The 17,142-nt window shown below is 40.2% G+C and carries 20 protein-coding genes; 5 read left to right on the top strand and 15 right to left on the bottom strand.

Annotated elements, in window-relative coordinates:
- Positions 1 to 49 precede the first annotated feature (49 nt).
- The 6 genes from AC4J95_RS12435 to AC4J95_RS12410 form a co-directional block, all read right to left on the bottom strand.
- The gene (locus tag AC4J95_RS12435; protein ID WP_494550160.1) at positions 50 to 1,828 is read right to left on the bottom strand and encodes an ABC transporter ATP-binding protein; all 1,779 of its coding nucleotides are present in this window, start codon (positions 1,826 to 1,828) and stop codon (positions 50 to 52) included.
- 65 nt (positions 1,829 to 1,893) lie between these two features.
- Positions 1,894 to 2,595, bottom strand: coding sequence for a MarR family winged helix-turn-helix transcriptional regulator (locus AC4J95_RS12430; protein WP_316404757.1), 702 nt, complete (start codon positions 2,593 to 2,595; stop codon positions 1,894 to 1,896).
- 164 nt (positions 2,596 to 2,759) lie between these two features.
- Positions 2,760 to 3,323, bottom strand: a complete 564-nt coding sequence (efp, locus tag AC4J95_RS12425) for an elongation factor P (RefSeq protein ID WP_494550159.1) — start codon at positions 3,321 to 3,323, stop codon at positions 2,760 to 2,762.
- A gap of 163 nt (positions 3,324 to 3,486) precedes the next feature.
- Positions 3,487 to 4,119: a YczE/YyaS/YitT family protein gene (locus AC4J95_RS12420; protein ID WP_494550158.1), complete on the bottom strand. Its 633-nt coding sequence runs from the start codon at positions 4,117 to 4,119 to the stop codon at positions 3,487 to 3,489.
- Between the two features lie 251 nt (positions 4,120 to 4,370).
- The gene (locus tag AC4J95_RS12415; protein WP_316405405.1) at positions 4,371 to 4,868 is read right to left on the bottom strand and encodes an HD domain-containing protein; all 498 of its coding nucleotides are present in this window, start codon (positions 4,866 to 4,868) and stop codon (positions 4,371 to 4,373) included.
- Between the two features lie 128 nt (positions 4,869 to 4,996).
- The gene (locus tag AC4J95_RS12410) at positions 4,997 to 5,758 is read right to left on the bottom strand and encodes a TrmH family RNA methyltransferase (RefSeq protein ID WP_494550157.1); all 762 of its coding nucleotides are present in this window, start codon (positions 5,756 to 5,758) and stop codon (positions 4,997 to 4,999) included.
- 118 nt (positions 5,759 to 5,876) lie between these two features.
- Here AC4J95_RS12410 and AC4J95_RS12405 point away from each other — a divergent pair, with 118 nt between their 5' ends.
- The 4 genes from AC4J95_RS12405 (at position 5,877) to AC4J95_RS12390 (ending at position 8,095) form a co-directional block, all read left to right on the top strand.
- A complete protein-coding gene (locus AC4J95_RS12405; RefSeq protein ID WP_316405407.1) occupies positions 5,877 to 6,149 on the top strand; it encodes an acylphosphatase in 273 nt (90 codons plus the stop codon).
- Between the two features lie 105 nt (positions 6,150 to 6,254).
- Positions 6,255 to 7,187: a membrane protein insertase YidC gene (yidC, locus tag AC4J95_RS12400; protein ID WP_494550156.1), complete on the top strand. Its 933-nt coding sequence runs from the start codon at positions 6,255 to 6,257 to the stop codon at positions 7,185 to 7,187.
- A gap of 304 nt (positions 7,188 to 7,491) precedes the next feature.
- Entirely contained in the window at positions 7,492 to 7,686 is a 195-nt protein-coding gene (locus tag AC4J95_RS12395; protein ID WP_494550155.1) for a type II toxin-antitoxin system HicA family toxin, read from the top strand.
- A gap of 22 nt (positions 7,687 to 7,708) precedes the next feature.
- Positions 7,709 to 8,095 carry a type II toxin-antitoxin system HicB family antitoxin gene (locus AC4J95_RS12390; RefSeq protein ID WP_494550154.1) on the top strand — a complete coding sequence of 129 codons (387 nt, stop codon included), beginning with the start codon at positions 7,709 to 7,711 and terminating at the stop codon, positions 8,093 to 8,095.
- Between the two features lie 83 nt (positions 8,096 to 8,178).
- Here the strand turns inward: AC4J95_RS12390 and AC4J95_RS12385 are convergent, their stop codons facing one another.
- The 7 genes from AC4J95_RS12385 to AC4J95_RS12355 all read right to left on the bottom strand — a co-directional run bounded on the left by AC4J95_RS12385 (position 8,179) and on the right by AC4J95_RS12355 (position 14,410).
- Positions 8,179 to 9,378 (bottom strand): ABC transporter permease, encoded by a 1,200-nt coding sequence (locus tag AC4J95_RS12385; RefSeq protein WP_316405409.1) that lies wholly within the window; start codon positions 9,376 to 9,378, stop codon positions 8,179 to 8,181.
- A complete protein-coding gene (locus AC4J95_RS12380; protein ID WP_494550153.1) occupies positions 9,375 to 10,061 on the bottom strand; it encodes an ABC transporter ATP-binding protein in 687 nt (228 codons plus the stop codon). Before AC4J95_RS12380 ends, AC4J95_RS12385 begins: the two co-directional genes overlap by 4 nt.
- On the bottom strand, positions 10,062 to 11,276 hold the full coding sequence (locus AC4J95_RS12375; RefSeq protein WP_494550152.1) for an efflux RND transporter periplasmic adaptor subunit: 1,215 nt from the start codon (positions 11,274 to 11,276) through the stop codon (positions 10,062 to 10,064).
- Between the two features lie 3 nt (positions 11,277 to 11,279).
- The gene (locus tag AC4J95_RS12370) at positions 11,280 to 11,753 is read right to left on the bottom strand and encodes a hypothetical protein (protein ID WP_494550151.1); all 474 of its coding nucleotides are present in this window, start codon (positions 11,751 to 11,753) and stop codon (positions 11,280 to 11,282) included.
- Positions 11,754 to 12,413: 660 nt separating this feature from the next.
- Positions 12,414 to 12,779, bottom strand: coding sequence for a hypothetical protein (locus tag AC4J95_RS12365; protein ID WP_494550150.1), 366 nt, complete (start codon positions 12,777 to 12,779; stop codon positions 12,414 to 12,416).
- 134 nt (positions 12,780 to 12,913) lie between these two features.
- The gene (locus tag AC4J95_RS12360; RefSeq protein ID WP_010745638.1) at positions 12,914 to 13,114 is read right to left on the bottom strand and encodes a cold-shock protein; all 201 of its coding nucleotides are present in this window, start codon (positions 13,112 to 13,114) and stop codon (positions 12,914 to 12,916) included.
- 192 nt (positions 13,115 to 13,306) lie between these two features.
- A complete protein-coding gene (locus AC4J95_RS12355) occupies positions 13,307 to 14,410 on the bottom strand; it encodes a baeRF6 domain-containing protein (protein ID WP_494550149.1) in 1,104 nt (367 codons plus the stop codon).
- A 529-nt stretch (positions 14,411 to 14,939) separates the two neighbouring features.
- Here AC4J95_RS12355 and AC4J95_RS12350 point away from each other — a divergent pair.
- On the top strand, positions 14,940 to 15,479 hold the full coding sequence (locus tag AC4J95_RS12350; protein ID WP_494550148.1) for an SHOCT domain-containing protein: 540 nt from the start codon (positions 14,940 to 14,942) through the stop codon (positions 15,477 to 15,479).
- Positions 15,480 to 15,517: 38 nt separating this feature from the next.
- On the opposite strand, the gene AC4J95_RS12345 is transcribed toward AC4J95_RS12350, so the two are convergent.
- Both AC4J95_RS12345 and AC4J95_RS12340 read right to left on the bottom strand, forming a co-directional pair.
- A complete protein-coding gene (locus tag AC4J95_RS12345) occupies positions 15,518 to 15,862 on the bottom strand; it encodes a P-II family nitrogen regulator (RefSeq protein ID WP_316401062.1) in 345 nt (114 codons plus the stop codon).
- 24 nt (positions 15,863 to 15,886) lie between these two features.
- A complete protein-coding gene (locus tag AC4J95_RS12340; protein WP_494550147.1) occupies positions 15,887 to 17,101 on the bottom strand; it encodes an ammonium transporter in 1,215 nt (404 codons plus the stop codon).
- Between the last annotated feature and the right edge of the window lie 41 nt (positions 17,102 to 17,142).

Here is a 17,142-nt window from a genome sequence, read left to right as displayed (position 1 = left end):
GTTAAAACTTTCTGTTTAGAAAGCTTCGACGCGATTTTCTTTTCATTTATTAATTCACCACTTGCTCTTGTACGTATTGCGCATATAGTGGATGGCTGGCGATTAATTCACTATGAGTGCCATGACCGGTCACTTCACCTTTTTCAATAAAGTAAATATGATCGGCATCTACAATCGTAGATAGACGGTGAGCGATAACTAGCGTGGTTCGCCCTTCCATCAGTTGGTCCAACGCACGTTGAACTTTTTCTTCTGATTGTGAATCCAAACTGGCTGTTGCTTCATCCAACATTAAGATTTTTGGATCGCGTAAGAATGCACGAGCAATGGCGATCCGTTGTTTTTGTCCGCCGGATAATTTCACACCGCGTTCTCCTAGTTCTGTTTCCAATTGTTCTGGAAAATCACGAACAAATTGATCCGCGTAAGCCAATTCCAAACCATGCCACAATTCTTCTTCCGTCAATGTCCGATCGAGGCCATATTGTAGGTTCTCACGAATACTTCCAGCAAAAACGGCACTATCTTGCGAAACATAACCGATTTGCGAACGCCAATTTGTTAAGCTGAGATCATCAATTTTTTCATCTCCTATTTTGACCACACCATTTGTTGGTTGATAAAAACGTTCCAACAAGGCAAAGATCGTGGATTTTCCACCACCGCTTGGCCCAGCAAAGGCGATCACCGTATTTGGTTTGGCTTCAAAGGAAACATTTTTCAAAATTGGGCGATCCGCTACATAATGGAAAGAAAGATTCTCCGCTTTGATTGTCTTACCTGCCACATCAACTGCTTTACCTGTTTCGATAGGTTCCAACTCGGTTTTCAAGATTTGTTCGATTCGTTCTGTCGCCCCCATTGCTTTTTGCACTTGCGAGAAGAACATCGCGAAGCTGGCTGCCGGCATCATGATGTTAAACAGATACAGTAGAAAAGCAACTAATTGTCCACTAGTTAATGTACCCGCTTGGACACGAACGGCGCCGTAGCCTAAGATGCCCACGAATAAACCTAACATGACTGTTGTGATGATGGGCTGCAGCATTGCTTCAACCTTCGCATCTTTAATTCCTAAATTGAAGATCTTATTGATGAATGAACCGCCGCTGGCTTTTTCAAATTCTTCTCCATTACTAGACTTAATCAAACGAATCTCCGATAATTTTTCGCTAGCCTCAGCGTTGAAGTCAGCCGTTGCGGCCTGTAATTGACGACCTAAACGAGACATGACCCGACCGATCGGCATCATGATCAAAGCCATGATCGGTACCGCTAAGAACATCATTGCTGCCATTTTCCAATCCATGACAAATAGGATAATCATCGATCCTACAAGTTGAATTGCACCAGTAATAAAGTTTGGAAATTGGGTGGCTACTAAATCTTTGATAACTGTTGTGTCATTGACTAATCGTGAACTGCTTTCACCAGATTTATGATCGTCGTAATAACCAACAGGCATTTGTAATAGATGACCCCACAATTTTTCCCGTAACGTTTTAACGGCACTTTCACCGACATAACGTAATAAGAAACTGCCGATCGCACCGAATGCTAATTGGGCCACAAAGGCCAAAACTAAAACAATCAGCATCGTCTTATCGATCTGTGCCAATTTGCTTGTATCGATTAAGCCCTTGGTTAATTGCGGTACAATCAAACTAGCACCACTTGTTAATAGGCTTAAAAACAAACCAATCGCAAAAAGTGTTTTCTTTGGATTGACACTCATGATCAATCGTAAAAAATCCTTCAATTTATAGTTGCTTTTCTTTTTATCGCCTTTTGTTGTTTGTTCAGGCGCCATACTCATATCCCGATCCATACCTATTACCTCCTAATTCGTGGTAATGAGAGTTATTCCAATGAAAAACTCACCACTTCTAACTGTTAAAAATCTTCCCACTCTGTATCGTCTGAATCTTTTGACTTATCCGGTCCATCACAAAAATTGGGATTGCCCCAGAAATTTTGGCGAAAATCATGATTAAAATTACGCGAAAAATCTCGTGACGCGTTTCGCATCTCTCGTCTCATTTGATTGCGTAGACGATGCTGTTCTTCTCGTGAGAGATTTTGCCAATCCTCTTGCCAGTTTTCTGCGAACTTCTCACGCATCGCTTGCATCTGTCGCAAACGATCCATTGGGTCAACAAAACGTCCCGCTTGATTTTGAAATTCCTCTTGCCACCCGGCAGAAATTTTTTGCATATACTCACTGAAGTTTTCTTGTTCTTCTTTGGTTAACCCTGCAAAGAATGCCTCACTCATATCCTCACTGACGTAGCTGAATTTTTGCGCTTTTTGTTTTCCTTTTTCGGTTAAAAAAACTCGCTTGATTCGTTTATCGTTTTCTTCTTCTTTTCGTAGTACATCTCCGCTTTTTTCCATCTTTTTCATTAATTCAGCTAATGAACTTGGACGGATATCTAAAATCTCAGCTAATTGACTTTGAATCAGCCCATCTTCTTTTGCTAAAATCGCTATTACACGTTGCTGACCGTTCAGCTTTTGTCTCTTGCTCATGAACGCATTGCTGGCAGAACTGATAAAACGTAATTGTCGCATTAAGTCTTTTGTAAACTCACTCATATTAAAATCCCCTTCTTTTATCATAAAAGTTCGGTACCGAACTTTATTTCGTTTGTTATTATAGTTCGGTACCGAACTATTGTCAACAACTTTGCTATTTTTTTATTCTCTCAATCAAACAAAAAAAGCACCACGATCCGTTTGTGATCATGGTGTTTCCTCTATTATTTATTCGCGCGTTTTTGGTACGTACCTTCTTGGGTATTGATTTCCAGCATTTCGCCTTCTTCAATAAAGTCAGGAACGTTCACGACTAGACCTGTTTCCATTGTTGCTGGTTTACCTGAACCAGTAACTGTCGCGCCTTTGATTGATGGTTGGGTTTCAACCACTTTCAAGACCACAGTAGTTGGCAAGGTTAAGCCGATAACTTCATCGCCATAGAATTGAATGTTCAACTCCATGTTTTCAAGCAAGTATTTCATTTCTTCTTCAACGGTTTTGATTGGAATTTCGTATTGTTCATAGGTTTCTAGATCCATGAAAATAGCGATATCATCTTGGCTATACAAATATTGAACAGGTTTTGTATCCATCATCGCCTTTTCAAATTTTTCATCTGGACGGAACGTCGTATCGTAGGTTGAACCTGTACGAACGTCGCGTAATTTCATACGCATAACCGTATTTCCCTTACCAGGTTTGTGGTGGCTGGCATCTAATACTTTGATCAATTTGTCGCCTTGAACAAAGGTCATACCTGCACGTAAGTCGCTTGCTGCAATCATTATTAAGCACTCCTATTCCTATTTTATATGTTCGAATTTTTCTATCTGAAAATTCGATGGATCGTGAATCGGACCCGAATCTGCTATAAAATGAACCTTATTCATTGTAGCAAATTCCCCCTATAGATACTAGGGAAAATGAGCCGCGAACGGTAAAATTCATCTATTTTGCTTCCTGCACTCGGAAAAATCGCAGCTTCGGCAAATGATTCAAGGTGAATTCTAAGGAAGTACCCATCAATATGAGCACGATCAATGTACCTAAGCCGATATGTCCGCCTAGTAAGAAGCCAGTCAAAAAGAAGGCCGCGTCTAAAATGATCCGCGCGACTTTGACCGAACTGTTCAGTACGCGCTTTAATAGGATCATCAACGATTCATAGGCTCCTGATCCTGAATCCGCTAACAAATAAACGCCCGTGCCAAAACCGAATACGATAGCTCCAACGATGATTGACAAATGCCCCATGCTCTCAGGAATCGTATGTAGAATCCCCATCCAGTCTAATAAGTTTAAGCAAAAACCGATGCCAAAGCTGTTGATAATACTTCCAAGTCCGATCATTTTCCGATCATAAAGAAAGATTATGACTAAAATGATACCGTTAAAGAGCATACTGACTGTGCCGAACTTTAATGGAACATGCTGCAGGATGCCTAAGACTAACGTGCTGATCGCATCTGCTCCTAGGCCACTGACGACGATCAGACGAATACCGATCGCTGCGATAAATGTTCCGATGACCGCAAAAAATAATTGTTTCGCTACATTTGGTTTGATAATTTTGTACCTCACTTTCTATGAATTAAATAGTTGCTTTTGCTTTATGACTGAATTTCTTATTTAGTAAACTGTTTTACTTGCTATAATAATAAATAAAAATTAGCATTTGAGGCTATCTCTTTTTGAGGTATTCATTTTTCTAAAGATCAGAAAAATGAGGCTTATTTTCGTTTCGCATACCATTTTCTAACTTGCTAAAGCAAGAAGAAAAACTGGCAAAAACAAGGCACCAAACAAAATGTTTGGTGCCTAAAATTGTTTAGTTAGTTCCATTCTTTCTTTAAGCGCGCTTTGTAGGAATTGAATCTGTCTACTAAAGGCACGGCTGCTTCTTTAATGGCGCAATATTTATCAACCATCGTAACGATATAACTTTCCTTATATTTCGGAGGAGTGATTGTTGCCCCCCACATATGTTTAATAATAATATCACGTTCAAGGTCAGACAATTCGGTGATCTTCTCTGCATTTTTCACAGCGATCCGTGGATGCATGTAAGCATGTGAACCTTCATCGAATTTTGTTGTCCGCCAGTCATAGTAAAACAAGTCATGTAACAGACCCGCACGAGCAGTCGCTCTTGCATCGCCATTGAATTGTTTTGCTAATTTATAGCTATTGTAAGAAACACTGATTGAGTGCTCCAGTCTTGTTGAGTTCATATGTTGGGTGTAATCTGCTAGTCTTTGGACTTCATCGGTAGCTAGTAAATCCTCAATATAAGAAACGTATTCTTCGTCATCACGCCAGTTTTCTGTCATGGATAAAAAGCCCCTTTTCTTCGTTCTGTCGCCCATTATAACACGGCTATCATTAGTTGAATAGGCTTCCATGACTTTGTGAAAAAAGTTTAAGGGTTCCTTAATAACAGTTATAAAAATGTGAAGACTTATTTAAGAAAATGGAACATTAGAATGCCAGCAGCAATCGCGACGTTCAAGGATTCAGCTTGTCCTTTAATCGTAATGTAAATATTTTGATCGGTCATAGCCAGTAATTCTGGCGCCATTCCTTGTCCTTCGTTTCCCATCACTAATGCAAAGTCAGTCATTTTTTCTACTGTTAGATACTCTTTAGCTTCTTTATCTAAGGCTGTTCCTAGTACTGGACTACCCGCTTGTTGGAATTGAGGGATGATCTCTGCCAAGTCTCCATTTTTCACAGATAGGTGATAAAGACTTCCTTGTGTACTGCGTAACGTTTTCGGATTGTACAGGTCCGCGCTGCCTTGTCCTAAGATAACTCCAGCAAAACCAGCCGCATCAGCTGTTCGGATCATCGTTCCAACATTGCCGGGATCTTGGACATTATCAAGTAGCAACCAAGCACCTGAATAATCTGTCGAGTCTTCCTGCGGCATCTCTGCCACAGCGATCATACCTTGCGGGGTTGGCTGACTGGCTAGTGTTTTCAGTACCTCATCGGATACTAAATAATAGTCTGCCAGATTTTCTTCGACCCAGTCAGACCATTCGTTCAATCCCCGTTGGCTGATAAAAACTTCCTTCAGCGTGATATTGGCGGCTTTTGCTTCCTGGATCAGATGAAAGCCTTCCAATAAATAGCTATTTGTCTGCTGGCGATATTTCTTTTGCTGCAATTTTTTGGTTTCTTTGATTAATGTATTTTTACTTGATTGGATTTCCTTCAACGTGTTTCTCCTCGCTCAATTATCATTTCGTCTGCCATTATAGCACGTGAATTCTTGTAACAACCAGCAAAACTCGTTATCATAGAGAATAAGAGAAAAATAAATAGGAGGTTTTCTGATGAAAAAACATATAAATGTTACTGGACGTGTACAAGGTGTCGGCTTTCGCTATACAACATATCAAATGGCCGTGGAGATTGGATTGACCGGTACGGTCAAAAACGAAGACAACGGCAGCGTGACGATCGAAGCAGTCGGTACGAGAGAACAAATCGATCAGCTGCTGGAAAAACTCAAGGTTCCGCAAAATCCGTTTGCCCGCGTTTCCCACATTGAGCAATATGAAGACCCTACCATTAAGGACTACGATCAATTCAATGTTGTGTATTAAAAAATTGACAAGGTTCCCTGACTTTTTTCGAATTAGATTGAAAAGGCTTGTGTTATCTAGTATAGTATTTCCTGTATAAATTTTTATTAGCAGAGGAAGAAATAAATGACAAAATTTAAAAATTGGCTTTTAGGCTCCGGCCTTTTGGGCGTTCTTTTACTATTATCCGGCTGTGTCCGTTCAAATAGTGATGGCACGCCAGATACTTCAGGTCTTGTCTATCGAATGCTTGTTGTTCCACTGGAGAACTTCCTAAATTGGATGGTTACTAGTTTCGACTGGTCTTACGGCTTAGCGATCATTGTTTTGACGATCATCGTACGCTTGATCATCATGCCGTTAGGAATCAACCAATCGAAGAAATCTTTGATCCAATCAGAAAAAATGCAGTCGATCAAACCACAAATTGACGCTGCACAAGAAAAAGTAAAACAAGCTACGACCCAAGAAGAACAAATGGAAGCACAGCGTGAAATGCAGGCAGTCTACAAGGAAAACAATGTGAGCATGATGGGCGGTATGGGTTGTTTACCATTGCTAATCCAAATGCCGATCTTCTCCGCATTGTACTACACTGCTCGTTTCTCAGAAGGAATTCAGCATTCGACGTTTATCGGGATTGACCTCGCTAAGCCGAGTTATCTGTTAGTGGTCTTCGTCGGTGTCGCTTACCTACTTCAAGGGTACATCTCCTTGATCGGCGTGCCTGAAGAGCAGAAGAAAACGATGCGTAGCATGATGATCGCTTCACCGTTGATGATTGTGTTCATGTCCTTCACTTCACCTGCGGGTGTCGCGCTTTACTGGGTAATCGGTGGGATTTTCAGTTGTATCCAAACCTTCATCACAAACGTCTTGATGCGTCCTCGTATCAAAGCGCAGATTCAAGAAGAATTAAAGAAAAATCCACCAAAACAAGTAGTCACAAAACCGATTAAAAAGGCTGAACCTATTCAACCAAAACAAGTAAACCAGCCTAAAAACAAAAATAAAAATGCCAACGGGCGCAATGCCGGTAAACAGCAACGCAAGAAATAAACTAAAAAATTGGGAAAGTCCCGCAGACTCATAGGAATGATACTATGAGCCTGCGGGACTTTTTTCGTTAATGAAACTAACTCGGACCTAATCGTATATTAAGTTAAATCTGTGAAAACAAGTAAGTAAGAAGCCAGATCGAATCGGCTAATTTTTTCTTCACTCAATTTTGAATTGTTTTCGTATTTTAATAATGGGCATGGTTTTCATGTTTTATCAGCCGCCTCAGACCATATAGAAATATCGACCCTTAGCTCATGCATTTACACGTGTATTTATACGTGTTAAAATAATCATGTGAAGGATGTTAGAAATGGATGCTAAACAAGTAGTTAAGATTCTCAAAAGCGATGGCTGGTATTTTGATTCTCCACGAGGGAGCCATAGATTCTACAAACATCCGACTAAGAAAGGGAAGGTCCCTGTGCCGTTTCACAGTCACAGAGATATACCAATTGGAACACTGAACAATATTTTTAAGCAGGCTGGCTTAAGATAAGCTTACGAAAGGATTGATCTATATGGTGATTTATTATGCTGTGTTTAGCTTTGCTGAGGATGGTATTAATGTGGTATTTCCTGATTTAAACGATGCTTCAACATTTGGTGAGGATATGCATGAAGCCTTATACATGGCAAAAGATTTACTAGCTGGATGGTTGATTGATGCGGAAGATGAAAAAGAAGGCTTCCCGACTCCCACTGATCATCAAAGTATCCAAGTAGAGTCTGGGGATTTATTGATCCCAATCGATATTGATCTGGCATTTTATCGTAAGAAATTTGATAGTAAGCCAGTGAAGAAAACACTGACAATCCCCCAGTATTTGAATGATCTGGGTAAAGAGGCTGGGATTAACTTTTCAGCCACTCTAACTGAAGCGCTCAAAGAAAAATTGGAAGTCTAGTGTTTGCTAGCCTTCTTTTTTTCCAAAAAAAGCTATCCCAAAATTGAGATAGCTTAATGAACGCTTATGTTAATGAAATTTTTTTACCTCAAAATATCGATCAGATCTTTCTTCGCTGCCTCAGAAGCTGGCATGACTGAGAAGATCAAGCCGATTCCGCTGGAAACACCCACCGCCAGAACGACGGTAAACAGATCAACAGATACCGAGATATCCATCACATTCCCGATCGCATAGGCGACAATCATTCCTAACAGATAGCCGATGACCCCACCAACGAGCGTCAAGGTCATCCCTTCAAGTAAGAATTGCATGCGGATCGCGCCGCGGGTCGCCCCCAATGCTCGGCGTATCCCGATTTCTTTGGTCCGCTCTGAAACAGAGATATACATCATATTCATCACACCGACGCCGGCAATGAACAATGAGATTCCTGCAACAGCACTGATGAAAAGTGTGATCGTACTCAGTACCTGACTGATCCCATCGGTCATCATTGCCATATTAGAAACCTGATATTCCCCTTGCTGGCGCATTGCTCCGGCGTCTTTCAGCTTTTTCATCGCTCTATCTGTCACTTTATTGAGCTGAGCCCCATCCTCCAACGTCAGAACAACGGTGCTTGTATCCTGCTCATTTCCGAAGAAACGGATGTAGGTTTGGCGCGGCAGCAGGATTTTGGTTGTCCCTTCGGAGAACATCGTTTCCTGTGCTCCGGCTGGGAAAACACCGATGATCGTAAATACTTGCTTATCTAGTTCGAAACCACGACCAACCGCGGTTTTAGCTGATCCGAAAAGATCTTTCGCTAAGTTGGTATCGATCGTCACGACTTTATTTTGGGTTTGATTATCGTAAGCACTGATTGCTCGTCCATAGCGCACAGACTTGCCCTTTTCAGAAACGACCCCTATGCGATAATGATTCGTCTTATCTTTTACCTTCACCTCTTTATAGATGTAGCTCAAATCTGGTTTCGGATACGCTACGGACTTGATCCCTTCAACATTTTTCAACATGCTGAAATCAGAAGACTGGATCATATCAATATTAGAAGAATATAACGCATCATTGTTGGGGATAAAATTGATATCCACCTTCAGCTCTTCTGAATCATCTGAGGTCAGACTCTCAATCGTATCCCGTTCAAAGCCACGTCCAATTGATAAAATTGCGATCACGGCCGCAATTCCGATGATGATCCCAAACATGGTCAACGCGCTGCGTTTCTTATTCTTAAAGATTGACCCTAGAGACGAACGCCAGTTTACATAGAACTTCATGCTTCGTTCACCGCCTTGTCATCAGTGATCGCACCATCTCTGATTTTGACGAGACGCGTGCAATAAGGAACGACTTCTGGATCATGAGTCACTAAAAAGATCGTTGCCCGGTCACGACGATTCAACTCCTTAAACAGCTCCATGATCTCATTTGAGGTATGGGTATCCAAAGCCCCGGTTGGTTCATCGGCGATAATAAACTTCGGCTGATTGATCAAGGCACGCGCGATCGCAACACGCTGCTGCTGACCACCGGACAGTTGGCGCGGATGCTTCTCGGCCTTGTCCGCGATCCCGACCTTTTCTAATACTGCCATCACCTTTTCTTTCGTTTGATGGAAGCCATAGCCATTATAAAGCAGCGGCAGCTCCACATTTTCGTAGACCGTGTAGTTTTCGATTAAGCTAAAATTTTGAAAAACGAAGCCGACCATCTGGTTACGTGTCTTAGACAGACGATCATCAGTGGTCGTCACTAGATTCTCCTCTTCAAATAAATACTGACCTTCAAATTTTGTATCGATAAAGCCTAATAGATTGATCAAGGTTGATTTGCCTGATCCGGATGGTCCCATGATCGCAATCATTTCACCAGCATCGGCTTTAAGATTGATGTCTTTTAACACATGCAGCGATTCTTCATCATTGCGGTAGTACTTGTTGATATTTTTCAGTTCGATCATTTAGTCCACCGCCACTTCCTGACCATCGCGTAATGATTTGTCAGGATTTGAAATGATCCGATCGCCATCCTTAAGACCATTCTTCAAAAGATAGTAGTCGCCTTTGTCCTCGACTTCGACAGTCACTTCTCGAACTTTCCCCTTACGATAAGCAAAGACGTAATGACTGTCACCAGTCTCCCTGACCGCTTTTTTCGGTATACGAATCTCAGTCAGAGGCAGGACAACTTGGACGTTATAGCCGTACTGTAATTCCTCTGTCGGCTTCACGATGAAGCTGTAATTGGAAACTGAACTGGTTGCCGCTCCGGTCGCTGCTCCAGCTTGACTAGCAGCCTCTGCTTGGTCAGGTAATTTGTTTACATGGGTGATTGTTCCCGCGATCTCCTGATTGGTCGTGATCGGTTTGATGGTCACAGCCGCGTCCTGATGGACCTGCGGGTAATCATACTCAGATGTTTTGGCTGAGATCGTGACCTCATTACTGACAATCTTTACTACTGGTACTGAAGGATCATTCTTGCCTTTTTCATTGATATAGGCCGTTCCTTTTGTTGCACTGGCAATCGTTGAACTGACTTTTCCCCGCATCTTCGTCACACTTTGCGAAGCTGAGTTCAGCTCCACATTGGCACTTTCCAGCGCTTGTCGCGCCTGAACGACTGCCTCGCCAGCAGCCTCCACACTACTTTCATACTGCGTTTTCTCTTGATTGTATTGTTCCTTTTTTGCAGCGCCCTCTTCACTATTTTCATTCGTATTATTATAGTTTGTGATCGCGTCATTCAATTTTTGCTGCTCTTTCGCCTGCTTATCTTGGGCCATAGCCAAAGATTCTTGTGCATTTGATACGGCGAGATACAGCTTATCCAGGTTCGTACTCTGTTCATCCGCCTGCTCTTGATATTCCGTGTTGGTGTAGCTTAAGAGCGTCGTGCCTTGATCGACTTCCTGTCCATCTTGAACATTGATCTCAGAAATCTTCCCCAACGTTTGATCAAAATAATAATCCTGCGTGTGGGTCGCTTCCACTATCCCATTAAAAGTCAGTGGATCTGATTTTTTCAATGTCACTGTCTTGAATTGATTTTCTTTGACTGTTGTCGATTTCATTTGGGAATAAGCAAGAACACCGATAAATACTACTAATGCTGCCACTCCTGCAATAATGCTCCACCGAATTCTTTGCTTTTTTGTCATTTTTCTCTTTTTCATTCGCTACTCCTCTGGCTCGGCTTTAAATAGATTGATAATCACTAGAATTGCAGGAATAAAGAATATGAAATTCGTAACAATTCCCACAATTGTCGTAACGAAAGAGATATTGACTCCTTCTACTTCCATCTTAGGTGCCATCACTAATCCAATGGCTAAAGACACGAGACTCCATCCAATATAAAAATAGTACGGCAATTTTGATGGTATAATATCCTCTGATAAACTCTTATTTGCTCTAAAATAAAGAACCAACAAAACTATCGAAATTACTAATGATAAGATAGAAATAGTCTTTGTCAGCGGACTATTTAAGTAATTAAACATTTGCCGATTAAAATCTCCTAGTACCTCATTCTCGATAAATCTCGGGTTCAACGTTTTCGGAATCTCGACTATTCCCATAAGAACTGTGATCAGTGTCAGTACAATCATAACCATATTCCATGTTTTTGCCTTTTTCAAATGCTTTTCCATTTAATCACTCCATCTCAACAATTTTCAATCATTCATGAAAATCGTGCAACACTCCTTAGCAATCATTTCACAAATAATTATCATTATACTATTAATCCCTTCCATTTTTGAAGGACGATCATAAAAATAGGTTATTTTGTCTTGAACGAGTGAATAGACTCCTCACTCAAATGTAAGTGACGAGCGCTACCTATCTCAGCATTAACAAAACAAGAAAAGATCTGATTAGAAGTACTAGGAAGATAATAATCGGCAAAATAATATTTCTTTTTTGAATTAGCCCGAAGTGATATCGGCGAGTCATATAACAAATCCCAATAATAGAACAGTCAAATAGAAAACTATCAAATTGTAATAGGGAATCGCTTATCAATCCTCCATTATAAAATCCTCCTAGTGAGACGAATCCTGTCCATTCAACAGGAAATACAAACGAAAGCTCAGATTGACGATAAGAATAATCCTCATACTTATAGCAAATGCATCAAAAATTACTTTCCTTTCTAATTCATCATAGCAATATGCACCTTTCAAGACCCTTATTAAGGAGAATAGTCCTACAAAAGAATACAAATCCAGCCCATAAAAAATACAAACAAACCTAACTCAAAAATCATTCTATTCCTCCATTCCAATCCGGTAACTCGAATACCTATTTTTCTAACTATTTATCAACATCTCAACAAAAACTGGTACATAACTACAGAATAAGGAAACCGCAACTACCGATAAAAAATTCTTTCTAATAAAGGGTTCCCTCGGAATCACGCCATATTGAACTTCCTTAAGCTTATAAATGAAGCCCATTAATGCTGGATAAAACAAGGTACTGTGAATTTCAAAAGTGCTATTACCAACTATTGCGACAAAATGTTGATTTTTCTGGAAAATATTTTGTGGTAAATCTATCGGCAATCCCTCAGACAGCTTCCCACAAAGAATACTGAAAACTACAATGGTTCCTATGCTGATCAATACTGCCTTAATGACCATTCTTTTTTTCTGTTCATCACTCATATAACCCATCTCGAGCTCCATCAATGAAAAACAAAAGGGAATAGTAGTTTATTTGTTTCGGACAAAGTTTTGTCCGAAATTGGGTGTCTAGGCACAAAAAAAAAGCCAGATGCTTTCGCATCCGGCATAAAAGTCTACTAAAATTAAGCTTTGTTAACGTTTGTAGCTTGAGGTCCACGTTGGCCTTCTTCAACGTCGAAAGTCACTGCTTGACCTTCTTCTAAAGTTTTGAAGCCGTCGCCTTGGATAGCTGAGAAATGTACGAATACGTCATTTCCGTTTTCAGCAGTGATAAATCCGTAGCCTTTTTCTGAGTTGAACCATTTTACTGTACCTTGTTCCATGTTAAACATCCTCCTAGGATAAAAATTAATTTTGTAATTACTTGAATGGTGAAATAGGAAAGATGTTGTCTGAAACAAACTTGCCAATATTACCGTACAAAAACTACAATTAGAAGTATAACACAGATAAAGCGATAACACTAGGTTATCGCTTAAAAAATTTTTTCTTAATGTATTTGAAATATTTGCTCGCTAATACCGTAGAATCGCCAATAAGCTTTTTTCATCTGGTGCATCTTTTTGGTCTAGAACAAAGACCTGTCCACCATTTTTGATAACATTGTCGGTAATTTCATTTAGTACTTGACGACGATCATACTCAATATCAGGGTCTTCTCCGTAGCCATCAACAAGGTTTGATGTTGCAATAAATAAATGAGAAATTTTCCCTTCTATTGCTGCCGGTACAATATCTACCAATTGATCGATAAATTTTCGATTGATCAACTTTTGATTGGTTTGTGTTTCTACCTCAGCTAACTGATCCGCTATTTTTTGTGCTTCCTTTTTGATATCATTGATCGTTACTTGAGCAGGAGATCCGCTGATCGCTGCTTTATCCGAATAAAAAGGATTTTTAGCAATCTTTTTGAATTGTGATTGATTTTCTGGCAAAGCAAAAAGATAGACTGGTAACTGTTCTGGATTATCCAGTTCCTTCAGGAAGTTGTCAACCGCTTGATAATAATTTACCCAGTCAATTTCGACTTCTTCATCCTTAGTGCTGACACCATGAACACTGCCAACATCTCCGCCCCTAGATGAGGCGCTTAGATTACCACCCGTTAGTTCGTCACCTAAAGCTGTCACGATATCTTTCGGTGCGCCTTCTGGAAGCTCGATCACCTCAACTTCTTTGTTGCGAACAAGGTAAAGTTTCATAGAGTCTCTATTTAAAGCCATTAAATAGTATGAATAGTTGAATTGCGCGTTTTTTATGATTGCCAATAGATATGGGAGATCACTGACATAATACTGATCGTCCACTGCGATACTTAAACGATGAATATACGTTTCATCTTCGGTTAAGATTACCGCAACACTTTTCGTGCCGCTGCGCCAAAAATCTCCATCTGCTAATAATTGATCGATTTTTTCTTGGAATGGTTCAAAGCTGTGATCAGTGTACTTCTTTTCAAAGCGCCGTTTCGCTTCTTTAGCAAAGTTTTTAAACATGATTTGATCTTTTTCAACGTCTTGATGCGCATGGTGAGTATTCAACATAAATGTGATAAACGGACCGGTTGCCTCTTCTGAAGTCAATTCAGTTAGTAACTTTTTACTGATATTTGCCATAAATGTACCCTCCTAATTAAATCTTCCAACCCAAGTGTACCATAGCAATCAATATCCTAAAAATGAAATGCAACCCTTTCATTATGAAATAAACAGAAAAATTTTACTGTAATTTGCATAAGTCTTTTCTAATACATTTCTTAGCGATTAACAAACAGCTATTCATGATTTCATTTACTGAATGCTTTATCATGAATTCATACCAATTATCCCGAATTGGTTTTTCATACTTACTCCTACCAAGAGTAAATAACAACCTTCATTTCCACCATAGTGACGGCTATGGTGGTTTTTTGTCAGTTCTACAACCTGCTTTAGCAGGTGTAGTAGAATGATATGCGTGACGACAATCCAATTCATTTTTTTGCGCTTTCCGAAAAATGATTCCCTTATACGGAGTTAGCTATCAGTCCATAACCACTCAGACCACCAGACTCACAAACACCTTCGAAAAAGCTCGCTCAAAAATAAATTTGTTTGCGTTTCCAAGTTTTGCTACACTGAAACTAACACATCAAAGGGGTGGATCATGAAAACTGCTGAGGAAATGTACCAATTCTGTCAAGAAGTCGAATTCTTCTCAGGGTCAGACCGCCAATGGGGCGAAAGACTTTTTTCGGTACTTGAAAATCATCTAGGACCTGATGAAGAAGTCTTGATTTGTTTTATTGGTCTGCATAATCGGACATCTGCTACAAAAAATGACGGCTTTTATGCTTACGCGTTAACGAACCAACGTTTTATCATGGGACAAAAGAGAATAATCGGTGATGCGTTCAAAGTTATTCCATTGGCGAATCTGCAAGGGCTTCGTTTGATCAAAGAAACCAGTTTAGATATATTGGAGGTCACCTCTTTAGAAGGAATGATTAAAATTGTTCTAACAGAAGATGAGGCACCAAAGATATTAGCCAGCTTAAACGAAAATATCCAACCTGCTAATCAAGAGAAAGCATCCGAGAACCAATTAAGCAAGGCCGAACAACTTTTGAAGATGAAAGATTTACTGGATCAAGGAATCCTGACAGAAGCGGAATTTGCAAAAATAAAAGACGACATTCTAAAATAAAAAAATCCTGCCTAAGAAAATTCTCAGGCAGGATTCTTTTATTGAATCGCCGCTTTACCAAATTCACGGGTACGAATACGAATTGCTTCTTCAATCGGATAAACAAATATTTTTCCTGTTCCACATTCCTCCGACTGACAAGTTTCTAAAATCAAATCAATCACTCGCTCCACATCTTCATCAGCTAAAATAAAACTGACTGATACTTTCGGCAGCAGAGTTGTGATAATCTCTTGCCCTCTAACATGGGTCTTCTGACCTTTTTGTAAACCACAACCAAGTACTTGGCTGACGGTCATTCCATTAACTTCAATCTCTTTGTCGATTGCTTCCTTAATTGCCTCTAATTTTTCCTGTCTAATGATCGCTTCAACTTTTTTCATCGCGTCCTCCTCATACTGATATTCTTATGAATCCATTCCCATAAATGTTGGATATGCATTTTCATCATGCTCAATCTGATCAAGTCCTAATGCTTCTTCCTGTTGTGATACTCGAATTGGCATGAAGACTCTGATAAATGAAATAATTAAGTAACTAGCTACACCAGCAAATACCAATGTGAATAGTACACTTTCTATTTGTGCGATAAATAAGTGTGTTTCACCATAAATCAGACCAGTTCTTCCTCCAATTGAAGGATCCGCGAAAATTCCTGTTACGATTCCGCCGAAAATCCCGCCGACTCCATGACAACCAAAGGCATCTAACGCATCATCAAATCCAAGCTTTTGTTTAATAACTGAAATAAAGAAGTAGCAGAAAGGACTTACTAGCGCACCAATCAGAAGACTTGACCAAATCGATACAAAGCCTGCTCCAGGAGTAATTGCCACCAAACCTACGACGGCACCAGTACAAGCACCCACAACAGTTGGCTTGCCATTTAAAATTTTCTCAATCAGCATCCAAGATAACATAGCACAAGCTGCAGCTGTGTTCGTAGTGATCATCGCATGAATTGCCAATCCATCTGCTGCCAAAGCAGAACCACCATTGAAACCAAACCAGCCAAACCATAAAAGACCTGTTCCTAATACTACGAAGGGAACATTATGTGGCCGATAATCGCCAAGATGATACTCACGACGGCGACCTAATACGATTGCCAAGACTAAACCTGAAATTCCAGAGCTGATATGCACGACATTTCCGCCGGCAAAATCGATTGAACCAATCTTATCAAGGAAACCGCCGCCCCAAACCATATGAGCCATTGGCGCATAGACTACGATCAACCAAATCGCGATAAATAGGAAAATCGCTGAGAATCTCATTCGTCCGGCAACTGATCCTGTTAAAATTGCCGTTGTAATCAAAGCAAACATCATTTGGAAGAAGGCAAATAGTCCTTCTGGGATTCCATCACCCTTCGTCATGGAAACGCCGTTGAAAAATGCTTTATCTAAGTTTCCGATAAAATCTCCGCCGCCGCTGAATGATAGTGAATACCCAATCACTACCCAAATCAGGGAAGCTAACCCCATCACACAGATTACCATCATCATTGTGTTCAGAATATTTTTTCTCCGTTCCAATCCGCCATAGAAAAACGCCAATGCGGGGGTCATGAGAAAAACCAAACCTGAACAAATCAAAATAAATGCAATATTTGCTGCCATCAAACCACTCCATTTCTCTTTATGTTAAGTATTCTAACATC

This window comes from Enterococcus sp. GPZ-007 (assembly GCF_059374735.1).
Note: the sequence above shows the minus strand (reverse complement) of the source record. Positions and strands in the feature narration are given on the sequence as shown.